This window comes from Pseudoroseomonas ludipueritiae, from assembly GCF_014490445.1.
GTDB lineage: Bacteria > Pseudomonadota > Alphaproteobacteria > Acetobacterales > Acetobacteraceae > Pseudoroseomonas > Pseudoroseomonas ludipueritiae.
This window is the reverse complement of record NZ_JACTUZ010000099.1, coordinates 1-16,505: the sequence shown is the minus strand read 5'-3', so window position 1 is coordinate 16,505 and position 16,505 is coordinate 1. Positions and strand designations below refer to the sequence as shown.

Below are 16,505 nucleotides of genomic sequence, written 5' to 3'. Positions count from 1 at the left end.
GGAAGCCTACTACCGCACCGTCCGTTCCAAGTGGTTCGGGACGGGGGACCTGACCGAGGTGAGCGCGCCAACGCCTTGATGCGGCTTGGCGTCGGCCTGGGCATTCTGCCCAAGCCGTGAGCGGAACCAGCGGAAGCGGCGCCTTTCGCTGGCGGTTTGGGCAAATTCCTTGGGTTGCGATGGGTTCAGGAGCATGGCGACATGCTCCTCGACCGTCATCCACCCGAGGAAGCCCCCATGCAGCGCATCCAGAGCTTCGCCGAGGACCAGGCCGAGATCCTGGCCCAGGAACAGCGTGCCGGCCGCATCTCCCGCCGCGACCTGCTGGCGGGGCTGGGTGCCCTGGGGATGGCAGCCGCCATGCCCGGCCCCGCCCACGCCCAGGCACGGCCCGAGGTAGTACTGGTGAACTGGGGCGGGGAGGCGGTGCCTGCCTTCAGGGAAGCCTTCCAGGCACCTTACGTCGCCGCCGGCGGCCGCATGGTCATCGATGGCAGCGGGCCTTCGAATGGCAAGATGAAGACCATGGTGCAGGCCCGCAACGTCACCTGGGACATCTGCGATTCCGGCGTGGCCGGCACGGGCGAGTTGGGCCCGGCGGGACTGCTGGAAGAGATCGACTACAGCATCGTGGACAAGGGCAAGGTGGATACCGCCTTCGCCTATAAGTATGGTGTGGCGAACTACATGTTCTCCACCGTCATGGCCTGGAACACCAGGAAGGTCTCCGGCACGCCGGCCATCGCCGATTTCTTCGACCTGAAGAAGTATCCTGGCCGCCGCATGCTCCGCCGCAACCAGCAGGGCATGCTGGAAATGGCGCTGCTGGCCGATGGCGTGCCGATGGAGAAGCTTTACCCCCTCGATGTCGACCGCGCCTTCAGGAAGCTGGAGACCATCAAGTCCCAGTGCCTCTACTGGAACAGCGGCGCCGAGAGCCAGAGCCTGCTGCGCGATGGTGAGTGCGTCATGGGCCTGCTCTGGAACACCCGCGCCAATCTGCTGAAGCGCGATGGCGGCGGGCTGATCGACTACACCTTCAAGGACGGGCTGTTGCAGCCGGGCCTTTGGGTGGTGCCGAAGGGCAATCCGGCGGGCAAGGAAGCGATGCGCGCCATTGCCGCCATGCAGGCGCCGGAAGGGCAGGTGAAGCTGCTGGCCTCCATGGGCAATGGCCCGGCCAACCCGGCGGCTTCCGCGCTGGTGCCGGATGCGGTGAAGGCCAGCAACCCCTCCGACCCCGCCAATGTCGCCGTGCAGGCCAAGATCGACGCCGACTGGTATGAGAAGCACGGCGCCGCCGCGCTGCAGCGCTACCTCGATTTCATCAGCGCCTGATGCGGCGCCCCTGGCTGGGCGAGGCCGGCATCTACTGGATGCTGGTCCTGCCCGCGCTGTTGATGTTGCTGGGCTTCTACCTGTTCCCGCTGGCCCGCGTCCTGCTGGTCAGCGTGACGGAACCGCGCCTTGGCCTGGGTAACTACGCGCTGCTTTTCACCAGTGCCTCGATCCACCGGGTCTTGCTGACGACGCTGCGCATCTGCCTGCTGACCACGGGCATCACGCTGCTGCTGGGCTATGTGGTGGCCTATGTCATGGCCCAGGCCGGGCCGCGCGCGCAGCGCTGGATGATGCTGGGCATCCTGCTGCCGCTCTGGATCTCTGTTCTTGTGCGCGCCTTCGCCTGGGTCACGCTGCTGCGGCGCCAGGGCGTGATCAATACCGCGTTGCTGGATGCCGGGTTGATCGCGGACCCGCTGCCGCTGATCTGGAATGAACTCGGCATCACCATCGGCATGGTGCATTACATGCTGCCCTTCGCGGTGCTGCCGCTGCTGACCGGCATGCGCGGCATCGACCGCCGCTGCCTGGCCGCGGCGCGTGGGCTCGGGGCCTCCCGCATGCAGGGCTTCCTGCGCGTCTTCCTGCCGCTCAGCCTGCCGGGCGTGGTGGGGGCGGGCATCCTGGTCTTCATCTTCTCGCTCGGCTTCCTGGTGACGCCGGCGATCCTGGGCGGGGGACGCACGCTGATGATCGCGGAATACATCTCCGTGCAGATCCTCGATGTGGTGCAATGGGGCATCGGCACCATGCTGGCGACCACGCTGATCGTCTTCATCTTCGCGCTGCTGGCGGTGCTCTCCCGCGTGGTGAATCTGCGCCGCCTGTTCGGGGCCGCCTGAGATGGATTACGCCGCCTCCCGCCCTATCAAGGGACTGGCCTGGGCCATCATCCTGTTCTTGCTGCTGCCCATCGCCATCGTCTTTCCGGTGGCGCTGACGGACCAGCGCTACCTCTCGCTGCCACAGGAGCAGTTGTCGCTACAGCATTTCGCGCATCTCTTCGGCAGCGCGGAATGGCTTTCCTCCATCGGGCAGAGCTTCCTCATCGCCTCCGCTTCCACGGTGCTGACGGTGGTGGCGGGCACGCTCTGCGCCATCGGCTGCTGGCGCATCGGCAGTCGGCTGGCGGATTTCGTGCGCGTGCTGATGATCGTGCCGATCATCGTGCCCACCATTGTCTATGCGCTGGGCATCTACCGGCTCTGGGTCGATCTGCGGCTGCTGGACAGCTACCTCGGCCTGGTCATCGCCCATGCCGTCACGGGCATTCCTTACGTGGTGATCATCGTCTCCACCGCTCTGGCACATTTCGACGCGCGGCTGGAGCAGGCGGCGCGCAACCTGGGCGCCAACCTGTTTCAGCGGCTTTGGCTTGTGATCCTGCCGGGTATCCTGCCGGCGGTGGCCTCTTCCGCCATCTTCGCCTTCATCCATTCCTGGGATGAGCTGGTGCTGGCGCTGTTCCTGGCCAGCCGCCGCGTATTCACGCTGCCGCGCCGCATTTGGGACGGCATCAACGAGCATCTGGACCCCACCATGGCGGCGGTGGCGGTGCTGCTGATCTTCGTCACGGCGCTGCTGCTGGGGGCGGAGATGTGGCTGCGGGCACGGCGCGCCAGCTAAGGCTGCACGCCGCCGCCCGCCGCCCCATATAAGGCGCAAAGGAGCACCGCCATGAGCGACAGCTATATGCGTGAACAAGCCGAGGCCCTGGCCCAGCACCTCAAGCTGACCGACGGCAAGTCCGGCTATGTGGAAGCCACCGCCGATGGCTTCGTCGTCTATCTCCGCCGCAAACATGCCGGCAAGCAGTTCCCCACCTGGGACGGCCTGCCGGTTGAGTGGCACGAGAATGTCGGCACCCATAAGGCCGCCAACCGCTGAGCCTCAGGCGGCGGATTTCTCCACCACGTAATCCGCCAAGGCCATGGAGGCTGTCAGCCCCGGGCTCTCGATCCCGAAGAGGTTGACCAGCCCCGGCTGGCCATGCTCGGCCGGGCCCTGCACCACGAAATCCTGCGCCGCTTGGCCGGGACCGACGATCTTGGGCCGGATGCCGGAATAGCCCGGGATCAGCGCGCCATCCGGCAGGCCGGGCCAGTAGCGGCGGATGGCGGCATAGAAGCTCTCGCCGCGCGCCGGGTTCACCTCGTATTCGATGCGGTCCACCCATTCCACATCCGGGCCGAACTTGGCCTGGCCGCCGAGGTCCAGCGTCAGATGCGTCCCCAGTCCGCCCGGCACCGGCACCGGATAGATCAGGTGCGTGAAGGGAGAGCGGCCGGCCAGGGTGAAGTAATTGCCCTTGGCATAGAAGGTGGGCGGCACCATCGCGGCGGGCATGCCCTCCAGCTTGGCGGCCAGGGCAGGGGCATGCAGCCCGGCGGCATTCACCAGCAGGGAACAGCGCAGCTCCATCGGTTCCTCGCCACCCACCGAAAGCTCGGCGCCGCCTTCCGGCAAAAGGCGGCCGGAGAGTACGGGGGCATGGAAGGCGAAGGCGGCGCCGGCATTCTCGGCATCGCCCTGCAGGGCCAGCATAAAGGAATGGCTGTCCACGATGCCGGTGGAGGGCGAGACCAGCGCCGCCGTGCAGGACACCGCCGGCTCCATCTCCCGCGCTTCCTCGGCGCTGATCATCCGCAGGTCCGGCACGCCATTGGCGGCGGCGCGGGCCTGGATGGAGGCAAGCTGCCCGGCCTCGGCCTCGGTGGTCGCTACGATCAGCTTGCCGCAATTGCGGTGCGGCACGCCGCGCTCGGCGCAATAGGCATAGAGCATCTTCTTCCCGGCCACGCAGAAGCGGGCCATCAGGCTATCCTTGGGATAATAGATGCCGGCGTGGATCACCTCGCTGTTGCGGGAGGAGGTCTCGGTGCCGATGCCCTCGGCGGCCTCCAGCACCAGCACCTCGCGCCCGGCCAGGGCCAGGGCACGTGCCACTGCCAGCCCCACCACCCCGGCGCCCACCACCACGCAGTCGATTTGTTCCATTGTCAGCAGCTCCTCAGCCAGGGAGTCTGCGGCGGCAGGGGCGCGGCATCAACCCCAGGGGAACCTATCAGCCCTTGACGGTTGCGCTCCGCCGCTTCACGCAACGGCCCATGGCACCGCCCCCTCTGCTTCTGTTGCAAGATATCCGGCTGATGTTCGGCACCACGCCCCTGCTGGGCGGCGCGACGCTCTCCGTCTCGCCCGGGGAAAGGCTGGCGCTGATCGGCCGCAATGGCTCCGGCAAGTCCACCCTGCTGAAGATCGCGGCGGGGGAGGCCCAGGCCGATGGCGGCACCCGCTTCCTCCAGCCCGGCGCCACCGTGCGCTACCTGCCGCAGGAGCCGGACCTGTCCGCCTATGCCAATGTCATGGCCTATGTGGAAGCCGGCCTGACGGCGGGGGACGATCCCTACCGCGCGCAATACCTGCTGGAACAGCTCGGCCTGACCGGCGAGGAAAAGCCCGCCAATCTTTCGGGCGGCGAGGCGCGCCGCGCGGCGCTGGCCCGCGCCCTGGCGCCCAGCCCGGACATCCTGCTGCTGGACGAGCCGACCAATCACCTGGACCTGCCCGCCATCGAGTGGCTGGAGGGGGAGATCGCCTCCATGCGATCCGCCCTGGTGCTGATCAGCCATGACCGCCGCTTCCTGGAGAAGCTGACGCGCGAGATGGTCTGGCTGGACCGCGGCACCACCCGCCGCCTCGCGCGCGGCTTCGCGCATTTCGAGGCTTGGCGCGACGAGGTGCTGGAGCAGGAGGAGCAGGAGGCCCACAAGCTCGACCGCCAGATCGTGCGAGAAGAGCATTGGATGCGCTACGGCGTCACCGCCCGGCGCAAGCGCAATGTCCGCCGCGTGGCGGAACTGGCCGGGCTGCGGCAGCAGCGGCGGGAGCGCAAGGCGGCCCAGGGCGGCGTCCGCATGGCCGCCGCCGAGGCCGATGCCTCTGGCACCCTGGTCATTTCCGCCGAGAATATCCGCAAGGCCTTTGGCGAGCGGGTGGTAGTGGACGATTTCTCCACCCGCATCATCCGTGGCGACCGCGTCGGCATCGTCGGGCCGAATGGCGCCGGCAAGACCACGCTGCTGTCGATGCTGACCGGCACCCTGGCGCCGGATTCCGGCGAGGTGAAGCTCGGCACCAACCTGGAGATGGTGACGCTGGACCAGCGCCGCGCCGCGCTCGACCCCAATACCACCGTGGCCCAGAGCCTGACCGATGGGCGCGGCGACCAGGTCTGGGTGAATGGCCAGCCGCGCCATGTCATTGGCTACATGAAGGACTTCCTCTTCGGGCCGGAGCAGGCGCGCACGCCGGTCTCGGCGCTGTCGGGCGGGGAGCGGGGGCGGCTGCTGCTGGCGCGCGCCTTCGCCACGCCATCCAACCTGCTGGTGCTGGACGAGCCGACCAACGACCTCGACCTCGAGACCCTGGACCTGTTGCAGGAACAGATCGCCGAATATTCCGGCACGGTGATCGTGGTCAGCCATGACCGCGACTTCCTGGACCGCGTGGCGACCAACGTCATCGCCTGGGAAGGCGAGGGGCAGTGGCAGGATTATCCCGGCGGCTATTCCGACATGGTGGCGCAGCGCGGCCACGGCGTGCGGGCGCGGGAGGATGCTGCGCGCAAAGCCGCCCCGGCCCCTGCCGCGTCAAAGCCTGCCCCTACCGCCGCCGCCCCGGCGCGCAAGAAACTGAGCTTCAAGGACCAGCACGAGCTGGACACCCTGCCGGCGAGGATGCGCAAGCTGGAGGCCGAGGCGGCGAAGCTGAAGGAGATCCTGGCCGATCCCGGCCTTTATGCCCGGGACCGCGCCCGTTTCGACAAGGCCACGGAACTGCTCGCCCGCAGCGAGACGCAGCTCGCCGAGGCCGAGGAACGCTGGCTGGAACTGGAAATGCTGCGGGAAGAAGCGGAGGGCTGAGCATGACCAAGGAAGAACTGACCGCCTGGGCGCTGGCCAATGGCTGGCAGATGATCAGCGGGCATCCCAGCCTGACCAAGCCTTCCGCGCCCAAGGAAGCCATCGTGCGCCTGGTGCTGAAGGCGACCGTGGCCAATCTGGAAGTGAAGAAGCCGGCCGGGAAGTGGGAGAAGGTGGGCGGCGAGGCCTATCCCAAGATCACGCCGGATGAGCAGGACGGGCCGCCGCATGGCCTCGGCTTCGCGCAGGTGCCCTCCATCTCCATGCTGATGCAGGAGAACCGGGACCGGCAGGTCTTCGCCAGGTTCGGCGGCTGAGGGCCTTCCGGACCCTCTTGCGCGGCGAAGGCGCCTGCTTTCTGTTGCGGGTATGGAAACGTCACTGAGAATCGCCATCGCCGGCCTGGGCGCCGTTGGCCTGAAACTGGCCCAGGCGCTGGATGCCGGCATCCCCGGCTGCACCCTGGCCGCTGTCTCCGCCCGCGACACCGCCGCCGCCGCCCAGCGGCTGGCCGGCCTGCGCCGCCCCGTGCCGGTGGTGGGCATCGATGCACTGGAGCCATTGGCCGATGTGGTGGTGGAATGCGCCCCCGCCGCGCTGCTGCCGCAGATCGTCGAGCCCTTCCTGCGCGCGGGCAAGACCGCCGTGGTGCTCAGCGCCGGCGCGCTGCTGGGGCGGGAGCAGCTGGTGGAACTGGCGCGCGCCCATGGCGGCCGCATCATCGTGCCGACCGGCGCGCTGCTGGGCCTGGATGCCGTGCTGGCCGCCGCCGAGGGCGAGATCCGCAGCGTGCGGATGGTGACGCGCAAGCCGATGCGCGGGCTGGTGGGCGCGCCCTATCTGGCCGAGAACAACATCGCCATCGAGGATATCCGCGAGCCGCTGCGCATCTTCCAGGGCACGGCGCGGCAGGCGGCGGCGGGCTTCCCGGCCAATCTGAACGTGGCGGTGGCGCTGTCCCTGGCCGGCATCGGGCCGGACCGTACGCAGCTGGAGATCTGGGCCGACCCGGCGCTGGAGCGGAATACCCACCGCATCGAGGTGGATGCCGATTCCGCCAGCTTCTCCATGACCATCGAGAATATCCCCAGCGAGAACCCGAAGACGGGGCGCATCACCGTGCTCTCCGTCATCGCCTGCCTGCGCAAGCTGGGCGCGCCGTTGCGGGTTGGTACCTGACTTGACCGGCGGCGCCGGTGGGCGGAAACCCTTGGGCATCGTTTCCTGGAAAGGTTGCCCCGATGTCCGATACCGCCGCCGCTCCCAGCCTGCGCGCCGCGCTTTCTGCCCTCGATAACGGCGGCGCGGCCGAGGAAGCGGCGGCGCTGCTGGCCAGCCCCGGCTTCGCTGCCGCCCGCGAGGCCATCGTGGCCGACCACGACCGCATCGTGGCCGACATCATCCGCCTGACCGAGATCGCCTCGCCGCCCTTCGGCGAGGCACCCCGCGCGGCGGCCTTCGCCGAGGCGCTGCGCGAGCATGGCCTGACGGACGTGGCGATCGACGCCGAGGGCAATGTCACCGGCCTGCGCCCCGGCAGCGACCCGGATGCCGGGCTGATCGTGCTCTGCTCCCACCTCGACACCGTCTTTCCCGCCGGCACCGATGTGAAGGTGAAGCGGGAAGGCACCATCCTGCGTGCCCCCGGCGTCGGCGACGACACGCGCGGCCTAGCGGTGATGCTCGGCCTGCTGCGCGCCATGGACGCCGCTGGCATCCAGACCCGCGCCTCCATCCTGGCCATGGGCTCCGTGGGCGAGGAAGGGGCAGGGGACCTGCGCGGTGTGAAGGCCTTCTTCAAGAACGACCCGCGCCGCGACCAGGTCGCCGGCTTCATGGCGCTGGACGGGCTGGACCCCTCCCGCCTCGTCACGGCGGCGGTGGGTAGCAAGCGCTACCGCATCACCTTCCGCGGCCCCGGCGGGCATTCCTTCGGCGCCTTCGGGCTGGTGAACCCGGCCTTCGCCCTGGCGCGGGCGGCCGATGCGCTTTCCCGCATCCGCGTGCCGGCGCAGCCCAAGACCACTTTCTCCATCGGGCGGATCGGCGGCGGTTCCTCCATCAATGCCATTCCGGAGGAGATGTGGATGGAGGTGGACCTGCGCTCCGCCAGCCCCGAGGCCCTGGCGACGCTGGAGAACCGCTTCCTGGCCATCCTGCCCCAGGCCGCCGAGGACGAGAACGCCGCCCGCGACACCAGCGCCGGCAAGGTGCGGGTGGAAGTGAAGGTGATCGGTGATCGCCCGGCCGGCGTCACCGACAGCAATAGCCGCATGGTGAAGCTGGCCCAGGCCGTGATGACCGGCCAGGGCCATGAATTCCATGCCGAGGCCTCCTCTACCGACAGCAACATCGCCATGAGCCTGGGGCTGCCGGCGATCACGGTGGGCTCCGGCTGCGCTGGCGGCCGTGCCCATTCGCTGGAGGAATGGATCGACGTGGAGCCCAAGGCCAGCGCGCATGGCATCGCCACCGCGCTGGGCACACTGCTGGCCCTGGCCGGGCCCGACGCCTCAGCCGGCTGAGGCTGGCGCGGGGTAGGAGATCGAGAGGATCTCGATCTCCTCCACCCCGCCCGGCAGGCGCAGCTTCACCGCGTCGCCCACCCTGGCGCGCAGCAGCGCCCGCGCCACCGGGGAGACCCAGGAAATGAGGCCGCGCTCCGTATCGGCCTCATCGACGCCGACGATGGTGACGGTGACCTCGGAATCATCCTCCCGCACATAGGTGACGGTGGCGCCGAAGAAGACCTGATCCTTCCGGGGCTGCGCCGCCGGGTCCACCACCTGGCAATTGTCGAGCCGCTTGCGCAGGAAGCGCACGCGGCGGTCGATCTCCCGCAACCGCCGCTTGCCGTACTGGTAGTCCGCGTTCTCGCTGCGGTCGCCCAGGCTCGCGGCCCAGGAGACGATCTCCACCACTTTCGGCCGCTCCACGTGCCAGAGCTGACGCAGTTCCTCCTCCAGCGCCGCGTGTCCGGCAGGGGTCATGTAGAAGGGCGTCCCGGGCGGCATGCCCCGGGGGGCTTCGTCCTCGTCGTCATCCTGTGCGGCGATGGTCATTTTTCGTAAATCCGATATGTGACTTGATGCGATAACCGTTTGCATGAGAGTAACTTTCTCTCGCGCGGGATGCATGAACGCGGCTAGGCTTAGGCTATGGAGACGAACTCCGCGACACTACCCCTATCCTCGACCGCCCCGGCAGTGGGAGGCGTGGTGGCAGCATCTGCGGGGCTCTCGCTTCTTTTTCCGGCGCCGGCGGCGAGCAGCGCCACTGACTTCGTATGCTGGTATGTCGGAGCATAAGATAGGGTTCCTGCTGATCCGGGTGTTCCGGCACCACGGTCCCCCCGGTGCTGCAGCATGAGGGGCAACGTGTTTGTGTCCCTGCTCTGGCAGCACCTGCGGCGGGCGGCGCCATTGCTGCTGCTGCTGCTGGCCCTGCTGCTGCTGACGCGGCAGATGGTGCAGACCGAGGCCGGGGAGGCCCGGGTGCTGCGCCTCGAGAGTGGCCTGCAAGCGCAGCAGGACCTGCTGAACCTGCTGCGCTACCCTCCGGCGACCGAACGCGGGGAGCATGACACCGCCGCCGGCGCCAGCCTCTCGGCCATTCGCCTGCTGGCGGAGGATGAGCCGGCGATCCGTCCGCAGCACCGCATCCTGACCGCGGCGCTGGGCCTGCCCCAGGGCGAGCCCGGCCTGGACGAGGCGTTGATCACGCTGCTACCGCCCCGCGCGGCCGAGGCGGCCTTGCTGAGCCTGCAGGATATCGGCCTCAGCCTGCGCCGCGAGATCGGCCATGAACGGATGCGGCTGCGCGACAATTGGCGGATGAGCACGCTGGCCGCGCTGTTATGCGTGGTCCTGGGGGCGGGAACGCTGGCCTGGCGGCTGCGGCGCGCGCGGCGGCAGGACGACCGCCACGCCCGCCGGGCCGCCCTGGCCACCGCCCAGGTTTCCGCCTTCTACAAGGCCGCGCCGGTGGGCATGGCGCTGCTGGACGAGCAGTTCCGCATCATCGAGGCCAACGACAGCTTCATCGGGCTGGTGGGGCAGGTGAGCCCCGAGCCCGCCGGCCTGTTGTTCACCGAGGCCATGCCGGACCTCGCCGCCGTACTGCTGCCGCTGCTGCAACAGTCGCAGCGCAGCGGTGAGCCGCTGCAGGGCCGGGATATCATGATCGACAGCCGCCTGGGCGGGCAGCCGCTGCAATATGCTGTCGCCGCCGAGCCGGTCCGCTCGCCGGACGGGCCGACCCTGCTTTCCCTGGTGATCATGGACGTGACCGCCCGTGCCGCCGCCGAGGCCTGGCGCGGTGAGGTCATGGCGGAGCTGAACCACCGGGTGAAGAATACCCTGGCCACCGTGCAATCCCTGGCGGCGCAGACATTGCGGGGCGCGGAGCAGGACCCCAGCCGCTTCGCGGCCGATTTCAGCGCCCGGCTGGGCGCGCTCTCCCGCTCCCATGAGGTGATCGCCGCCAGCGGCTGGACCGGGATCACGGTGGAGCAGACGGTGCATGCCGCGCTTTCCCCCTGGTTGTCTTCCGGCCGGGTGGCGGTGGTGGGGCCGGCGGGGCTGCCGCTGCGTGCCGCGCAGGCCCAGGCCATGGTGATCGCCCTGGCGGAACTGGCCAGCAATGCCGTGCGATATGGCGCCCTTTCCGGCGGCAACGGCCGGGTGACCCTGGGCTGGGACACGTTGCCGGATGGCCGGGTGCGCCTGACCTGGCAGGAGCGCGGCGGCCCGGGCATACCGTCGCAGCCTCCGCGCCGAGGCTTCGGGCTGCGCTTCCTGGAGCGGGGCCTGCCGCATGACCTGGGGCCGGGTTCCTCCGCCATTCTGCGCTTCGACAGCCAGGGCCTGTATTACGAGATCTGCTTCCGGCCTCATGGCGCCGGCATGAACGAGAACCAGGCCACCGCTGCCGCCTGAGTCCCTCGAGATCAGGCGCAAAAAAACGGGGGCGGTTTCCCGCCCCCGTTCAACATTCTCCAGAAGGAAGCGGTCAGTCGGCCACTTCCGGCTCCTTCTCGCTCTCCCCATCGCCATCGGGCTTGGGCAGGGCGGCCAGGGCGGCTTCCTGGAACTCGAAGGTCAGCTCGCCATCCTTGATGCCGACCTTGACCGAACCGCCCTTCGACAGCCTGCCGAAGAGCAGTTCCTCGGCCAGCGGCTTCTTGACGTATTCCTGGATGACGCGGGCCAGTGGCCGGGCGCCATAGAGCGGGTCGTAGCCCTTCTCGGCCAGCCATTCCTTGGCGCCCGAGGACAGCTCGATGGTGACGTTGCGATCCGCGAGCTGGGCTTCCAGCTGCATCACGAACTTCTCCACCACATTGCCCACGATCTCCGCCGACAGCGCCGCGAAGGGCACCACGGCATCGAGGCGGTTGCGGAATTCCGGCGTGAAGAGCCGCTTCACCGCCTCCTCATCCTCGCCCTTGCGGACCTGGTTGCCGAAGCCGATGCCGGGCTTGGCCATGTCGGAAGCGCCCGCATTGGTGGTCATGATCAGGATCACGTTGCGGAAGTCGACGGTCTTGCCGTTGTGGTCCGTCAGCTTCCCGTGGTCCATCACCTGCAGCAGGATGTTGTAGAGTTCCTGATGCGCCTTCTCGATCTCATCGAGCAGCAGCACCGCATGCGGATGCTGGTCGATGCTGTCGGTCAGCAACCCACCCTGGTCGAAGCCCACATAGCCCGGCGGCGCGCCGATCAGGCGGGAGATGCTGTGCCGCTCCATGTACTCGGACATGTCGAAGCGGATCAGCTCGATCCCCAGCGTCTTGGCGAGCTGGCGGGCCACCTCCGTCTTGCCGACGCCCGTGGGGCCGGAGAAGAGGTAGTTGCCGATCGGCTTCTCTGGATCGCGCAGGCCCGCGCGAGCCAGCTTGATCGCGGCGGAAAGCGCCTCGATAGCCTTGTCCTGCCCGAAGACCATGGACTTCAGGTCGCGCTCCAGCGTGCGGAGCGTCTCCTTGTCGTCCGAGGAGACGGACTTGGGTGGGATACGGGCGATCTTCGCCACGATCTCCTCCACGTCCTTCAGCGTCACGGTCTTGCGGCGCTTGTTCTCCGGCAGCAGCATCCGGGAAGCGCCGACCTCGTCGATCACGTCGATCGCCTTGTCCGGCAGCTTCCGGTCATGGATGTACTTGGAGGAGAGCTCCACCGCCGCCCGGATGGCCTCGGGCGTGTACTTGACCTTGTGGTGCTTCTCGTAATTGGTCTTGAGGCCGGTCAGGATCTTCACCGCATCCTCGACCGACGGCTCATTGACGTCGATCTTCTGGAAGCGGCGGACCAGGGCGCGGTCCTTCTCGAAGTGCTGGCGGTATTCCTTGTAGGTGGTGGAACCGACGCAGCGCAGCGTGCCCTGGGCCAGCGCAGGCTTCAGCAGGTTCGAGGCATCCATCGCGCCACCGGACGTGGCACCCGCACCGATCACGGTGTGGATCTCGTCGATGAACAGGATGGAGCCGGGCTGCTGCTCCAGCTCGTTGACCACGGCCTTCAGCCGCTCCTCGAAGTCACCGCGGTAGCGGGTGCCGGCCAGCAGGGCGCCCATATCGAGCGCGAAGATGGTGGACTTCAGCAGCACCTCGGGCACATCGCCCTCGATGATCCGCTTGGCCAGCCCTTCGGCGATGGCGGTCTTGCCCACGCCAGGATCACCCACATAGAGCGGGTTGTTCTTGGTGCGGCGGCACAGGATCTGGATCGTGCGCTCGATCTCGCTGTCGCGGCCGATGAGCGGGTCGATCTTCCCCTGCTGTGCCTTCTTGTTCAGGTTGACGCAGTAGTTGGACAGCGCGTCCTGACCACGGCGGCCCTGAGGCTTTTCCTCCTTCTCCACGCCCGGCTCCTCCGGAGGGGTGTTGGGCGCCGAGCCGGTGACGGGGCGGTTGGTGGAACGCCCCGGCGCCTTCGCGATGCCATGGCTGATGAAGTTGACGGCATCCAGCCGCGTCATGTCCTGCAACTGCAGGAAATAGACGGCATGGCTTTCGCGCTCGCTGAACAGGGCGACGAGGACATTGGCCCCCGACACCTCGTCCCGGCCGGAAGACTGCACATGGATGGCGGCCCGCTGAACGACGCGCTGGAAGCCGGCTGTCGGCTTCGGGTCGCCCGTGCGTTCGGTAACGAGGCCAGCCAGGTCCTTGTCCAGGAATTCGGCCAGATCGCGCTTCAGCTTGTCCTGATCGACGCCGCAGGCGCGCAGCACGGTGGCGGCGTCGGTGTCATCGACAAGGGCGAGGAGAAGGTGTTCGAGCGTGGCGTATTCGTGGCGGCGGTCGTTGGCGAGGGCCAGCGCACGATGGAGCGTCTGCTCAAGGTTGCGGGACAGCATGTTGACGCTCCCCTTCTAGGATACGGCGCCGGCGACCTCGCCGCCGGGACCGTATGTCAGGAACTAAGATAACCGGAAGATAACTCTGATGTGGTTCCGCAATCTTACTTTCACGACCCCAAAGTCAGATTTCCGGGGATAAGTTTCGATCGGTTACAAACCAGGAACATGCGCCCCCGGATTATTCCTTCTCGATGGTGCATTGAAGCGGGTGCTGGTTCTGGCGGGCCAGATCCATCACCTGCGTAACCTTGGTTTCGGCGACTTCGTAGGTGAAGACGCCGCAGACGCCGACGCCGCGCCGGTGGACATGCAGCATGATGCGCGTGGCCTCTTCCCGGTTCTTCTGGAAGAAGCGCTCCAGCACATGGACGACGAATTCCATCGGCGTGTAGTCGTCGTTGAGCATCAGCACCTTGTACATGGCGGGCTTGCGCGTCTTGGGACGCGCCTTCACCACCACGCCGGTATTGGTGCCTTCGCCATTGCCACCGCCAGGGGGCGGGGCATCGACGCCATTGCCGCCGCCGGGCGATTCCGGGTCCGGGCCGGCCAGGGCCGGTCCCGTGCCATGGGGGTCTTGCTCCGGTCCGCTCCGATACCGGACCTGGCGCTTGTCCTGATCGGTCATTCTGCTACCGCCAGCCTGCCGGTTACGCGCTTCGCCAAAATCAGCCGTCTTTCCATCCCGAGGGTGACGCCAGGGGGCGGCCCTCCACAACACGATAACGAAGGCAACCGGGCCAGGTGAAGGGCAGAGCGCTCCCAAAGGCCAAGAAAAACAAATTTCTCATCGGCACCGACGACTTAGTGAAGATGGGAAGGGGACGGACAAGAAAAAAGCCCGGTCCCGCGCATGGCGGGGCCGGGCTTTCCGGGTAGCCAGGGCCGGAAGCACCGGCCCACCGCCTCACACGCGCGGGGCGATCTTGGTCATCTTCTCCAGCGCCATCGTCCAGCGGGCGGCCAGCGGGGCGGTGGACTGCTCGGCCAGCTTGAAGGCGGCCTCGTTCAGGCGGGCGGTCTCGCTGACGGACTTCTCCACGGCGGTGCGCAGGAAGGTGGTGTTCAGCTCGGCGGCCTCACGCAGCGACTTGACCGAGGTCAGGGCGCGGGCATTCTCGACAGCCTGCTCACCCATGCCCTGGTAGAGGGCGAAGGCCTGGCGGCTGAGGTCCTGCAGGCCGGCCATATAGGTCTGGGTGGCCTTGGTGAAGGCCTCGAGGTTGCCGCGGCCGAACTCGATCGCGTCTTCCGCGCCCTTGCTGAAGTTCTCGGAAGCCTGGGTCATCTGGTCCATAGGGGGGGTCGTCTCCAAAGCCGTGTTGGTCTGCGCCGGACCGGTTTCGAGCAGTTTCTCGACCTGCGCGGCGTTGTCCTCGGCCACCTTGCGTGCCACCTGCCCGATGAGTTTCGTGGCACCGCCCTTGGCGCCGCCCGCGAGCTTGCTCACATTGGTCGTGCCTGCCATTTGGGTCATGTCCTCATCCGAAAAGAATGGCCGCCGCCGGAGGTGTGCCGAACAACTCCCACCGGCAGGCTTATCAATCACTCTGCCGCGAGTGCCATGTTGCGCCGCAGCGATATGGCTTATGAAGACGGACGTTACGCAAGTCTAGCTATTTTTTGCAGTGCAACATAACCTCTTCGCGAGGTCCTGAAACCTTTTGGTAAATCGCATCGCACCAAGGTTAAAGGCCCCGTCCTAACCTATTGCTCATCCATCCTGTTCCTGATCGGTTCCGGGTGACAGGATCATCCACCCATCGTTATGGTTGCGCCCTGTTCCGCTGGGGGGTGGGACATGGATTCGTTGGGGGAATCGAGGTCTATGAATCTCGTTGGGGCCATGGGGAAGGTCGCGCGCGGCCTGGCGCGCGGCCGGCTGGCCGGTATTGCTGGCGCGGCGCTATTGCTGGGGGTCTTGCCTGGCGCGGCCTCCGCGCAGATCGGCAGCGCAAGATATTCAGCGGTGGTGATGGAGCCGCGAACCGGCAACCTGCTGATCGCCGACGATCCGGACGAGCTGCGCCATCCGGCCTCGCTCACCAAGATGATGACGCTGTACATGCTCTTCGACGCCATCCGCGCCGGGCATATCAGCCTCGACACACCGCTGGCCATGAGCCCCACGGCCGCCAGCAAGCCGCCCTCCAAGCTGGGCATCCCGGTTGGACGCAGCATCACGGTGGAGCAGGCCATCTACGCGCTGGTCACCAAATCCGCCAACGATGTCGCCGCCCTGATCGGCGAGACGCTGGGCGGCGGGGACGAGTTCCGCTTTGCCCAGATGATGACGCTGCGGGCGCGTGCCATCGGCATGAGCCGCACCACCTTCCGCAACGCTTCCGGCCTGCCGGATGTGGAGCAGGTGAGCACGGCGCGCGACATGGCCATTCTGGGCCGCCGACTGCAACAGGATTTCCCTGAGCGCTACCATTACTTCGGCACGCGGGAAGTGCGGGTCGGCTCCATCAGCCTCCGCAGCCACAACCGCATGCTGGACAGCTATGAGGGCGCCGACGGCCTGAAGACGGGCTATGTCGATGCTTCCGGCTTCAACATCGTCACCAGCGCCCGGCGCGAGAATGTGCGGCTGATCGTCTCCGTCTTCGGCGGCAGCTCCTGGACGGAGCGTGACCGCCAGGCGGCCCTGCTGCTGGACCGTGGCTTCAGCCAGATGGGCGTGGATGGCACCGGCCGGGTGCTGATGGCCGGCAACCATGGTCGCGCGGCCGTGTCTGCCGCTGCCGTGGCGGCCGGCACCACCGCCGTCGTCGCCAGCCGTCGCAACCGCGGTGTGTCGCTGATGGCGCGGGCCGAGGCGGCACCAGTGGCCCAGCGGGGCCGGGCGCGGCTGGTTTCGGCCACCGTGGCGGC

The 16,505-nt window shown here is 67.6% G+C and carries 15 protein-coding genes; 10 read left to right on the top strand and 5 right to left on the bottom strand.

Going from position 1 to position 16,505, the window contains the following annotated elements; genetic code table 11:
* The first annotated feature begins 201 nt into the window (after nt 1–201).
* From IBL25_RS17880 to IBL25_RS17865, 4 genes are read left to right on the top strand one after another with little or no spacing between them, the layout of a single operon-like run.
* Complete coding sequence (locus IBL25_RS17880; RefSeq protein WP_187779885.1) at nt 202–1,338, top strand: ABC transporter substrate-binding protein; 1,137 nt, start codon at nt 202–204, stop codon at nt 1,336–1,338.
* Nucleotides 1,338–2,183 carry an ABC transporter permease gene (locus IBL25_RS17875; RefSeq protein WP_187779884.1) on the top strand — a complete coding sequence of 282 codons (846 nt, stop codon included), beginning with the start codon at nt 1,338–1,340 and terminating at the stop codon, nt 2,181–2,183. Before IBL25_RS17880 ends, IBL25_RS17875 begins: the two co-directional genes overlap by 1 nt.
* 1 nt (nt 2,184) lies before the next feature.
* The gene (locus IBL25_RS17870; RefSeq protein ID WP_187779883.1) at nt 2,185–2,967 is read left to right on the top strand and encodes an ABC transporter permease; all 783 of its coding nucleotides are present in this window, start codon (nt 2,185–2,187) and stop codon (nt 2,965–2,967) included.
* 51 nt (nt 2,968–3,018) lie between these two features.
* Nucleotides 3,019–3,228 (top strand): hypothetical protein, encoded by a 210-nt coding sequence (locus tag IBL25_RS17865; RefSeq protein ID WP_187779882.1) that lies wholly within the window; start codon nt 3,019–3,021, stop codon nt 3,226–3,228.
* Between the two features lie 3 nt (nt 3,229–3,231).
* Here IBL25_RS17865 and IBL25_RS17860 read toward each other — a convergent pair whose 3' ends face one another.
* The gene (locus IBL25_RS17860; protein WP_187779881.1) at nt 3,232–4,338 is read right to left on the bottom strand and encodes an NAD(P)/FAD-dependent oxidoreductase; all 1,107 of its coding nucleotides are present in this window, start codon (nt 4,336–4,338) and stop codon (nt 3,232–3,234) included.
* A gap of 110 nt (nt 4,339–4,448) precedes the next feature.
* Here IBL25_RS17860 and IBL25_RS17855 point away from each other — a divergent pair, with 110 nt between their 5' ends.
* The 4 genes from IBL25_RS17855 (at nt 4,449) to IBL25_RS17840 (ending at nt 8,791) form a co-directional block, all read left to right on the top strand.
* The gene (locus IBL25_RS17855) at nt 4,449–6,266 is read left to right on the top strand and encodes an ATP-binding cassette domain-containing protein (protein WP_187779880.1); all 1,818 of its coding nucleotides are present in this window, start codon (nt 4,449–4,451) and stop codon (nt 6,264–6,266) included.
* Between the two features lie 2 nt (nt 6,267–6,268).
* The gene (locus IBL25_RS17850) at nt 6,269–6,583 is read left to right on the top strand and encodes a hypothetical protein (protein ID WP_187779879.1); all 315 of its coding nucleotides are present in this window, start codon (nt 6,269–6,271) and stop codon (nt 6,581–6,583) included.
* Between the two features lie 52 nt (nt 6,584–6,635).
* Complete coding sequence (locus IBL25_RS17845) at nt 6,636–7,445, top strand: aspartate dehydrogenase (RefSeq protein ID WP_187779878.1); 810 nt, start codon at nt 6,636–6,638, stop codon at nt 7,443–7,445.
* A 62-nt stretch (nt 7,446–7,507) separates the two neighbouring features.
* Nucleotides 7,508–8,791, top strand: a complete 1,284-nt coding sequence (locus tag IBL25_RS17840; protein WP_187779877.1) for a M20/M25/M40 family metallo-hydrolase — start codon at nt 7,508–7,510, stop codon at nt 8,789–8,791.
* Here IBL25_RS17840 and greB read toward each other — a convergent pair.
* Nucleotides 8,780–9,328 carry a transcription elongation factor GreB gene (gene greB, locus IBL25_RS17835; RefSeq protein ID WP_187779876.1) on the bottom strand — a complete coding sequence of 183 codons (549 nt, stop codon included), beginning with the start codon at nt 9,326–9,328 and terminating at the stop codon, nt 8,780–8,782. The genes IBL25_RS17840 and greB overlap by 12 nt on opposite strands.
* A gap of 315 nt (nt 9,329–9,643) precedes the next feature.
* Between greB and IBL25_RS26990 the strand changes: the two genes are divergently transcribed.
* Nucleotides 9,644–11,203, top strand: a complete 1,560-nt coding sequence (locus IBL25_RS26990; protein WP_187779875.1) for a sensor histidine kinase — start codon at nt 9,644–9,646, stop codon at nt 11,201–11,203.
* A 73-nt stretch (nt 11,204–11,276) separates the two neighbouring features.
* Here the strand turns inward: IBL25_RS26990 and clpA are convergent, their stop codons facing one another.
* From clpA to IBL25_RS17815, 3 genes are all read right to left on the bottom strand, one after another.
* A complete protein-coding gene (clpA, locus tag IBL25_RS17825) occupies nt 11,277–13,625 on the bottom strand; it encodes an ATP-dependent Clp protease ATP-binding subunit ClpA (protein WP_187779874.1) in 2,349 nt (782 codons plus the stop codon).
* 181 nt (nt 13,626–13,806) lie between these two features.
* A complete protein-coding gene (gene clpS, locus IBL25_RS26605) occupies nt 13,807–14,256 on the bottom strand; it encodes an ATP-dependent Clp protease adapter ClpS (protein WP_194433756.1) in 450 nt (149 codons plus the stop codon).
* 279 nt (nt 14,257–14,535) lie between these two features.
* The gene (locus IBL25_RS17815; RefSeq protein WP_238940514.1) at nt 14,536–15,105 is read right to left on the bottom strand and encodes a phasin family protein; all 570 of its coding nucleotides are present in this window, start codon (nt 15,103–15,105) and stop codon (nt 14,536–14,538) included.
* 351 nt (nt 15,106–15,456) lie between these two features.
* On the opposite strand from IBL25_RS17815, the gene IBL25_RS17810 reads away from it, so the two are divergent.
* On the top strand, nt 15,457–16,505 hold a 1,049-nt coding region (locus IBL25_RS17810), incomplete at its 3' end, for a D-alanyl-D-alanine carboxypeptidase family protein (protein WP_238940513.1).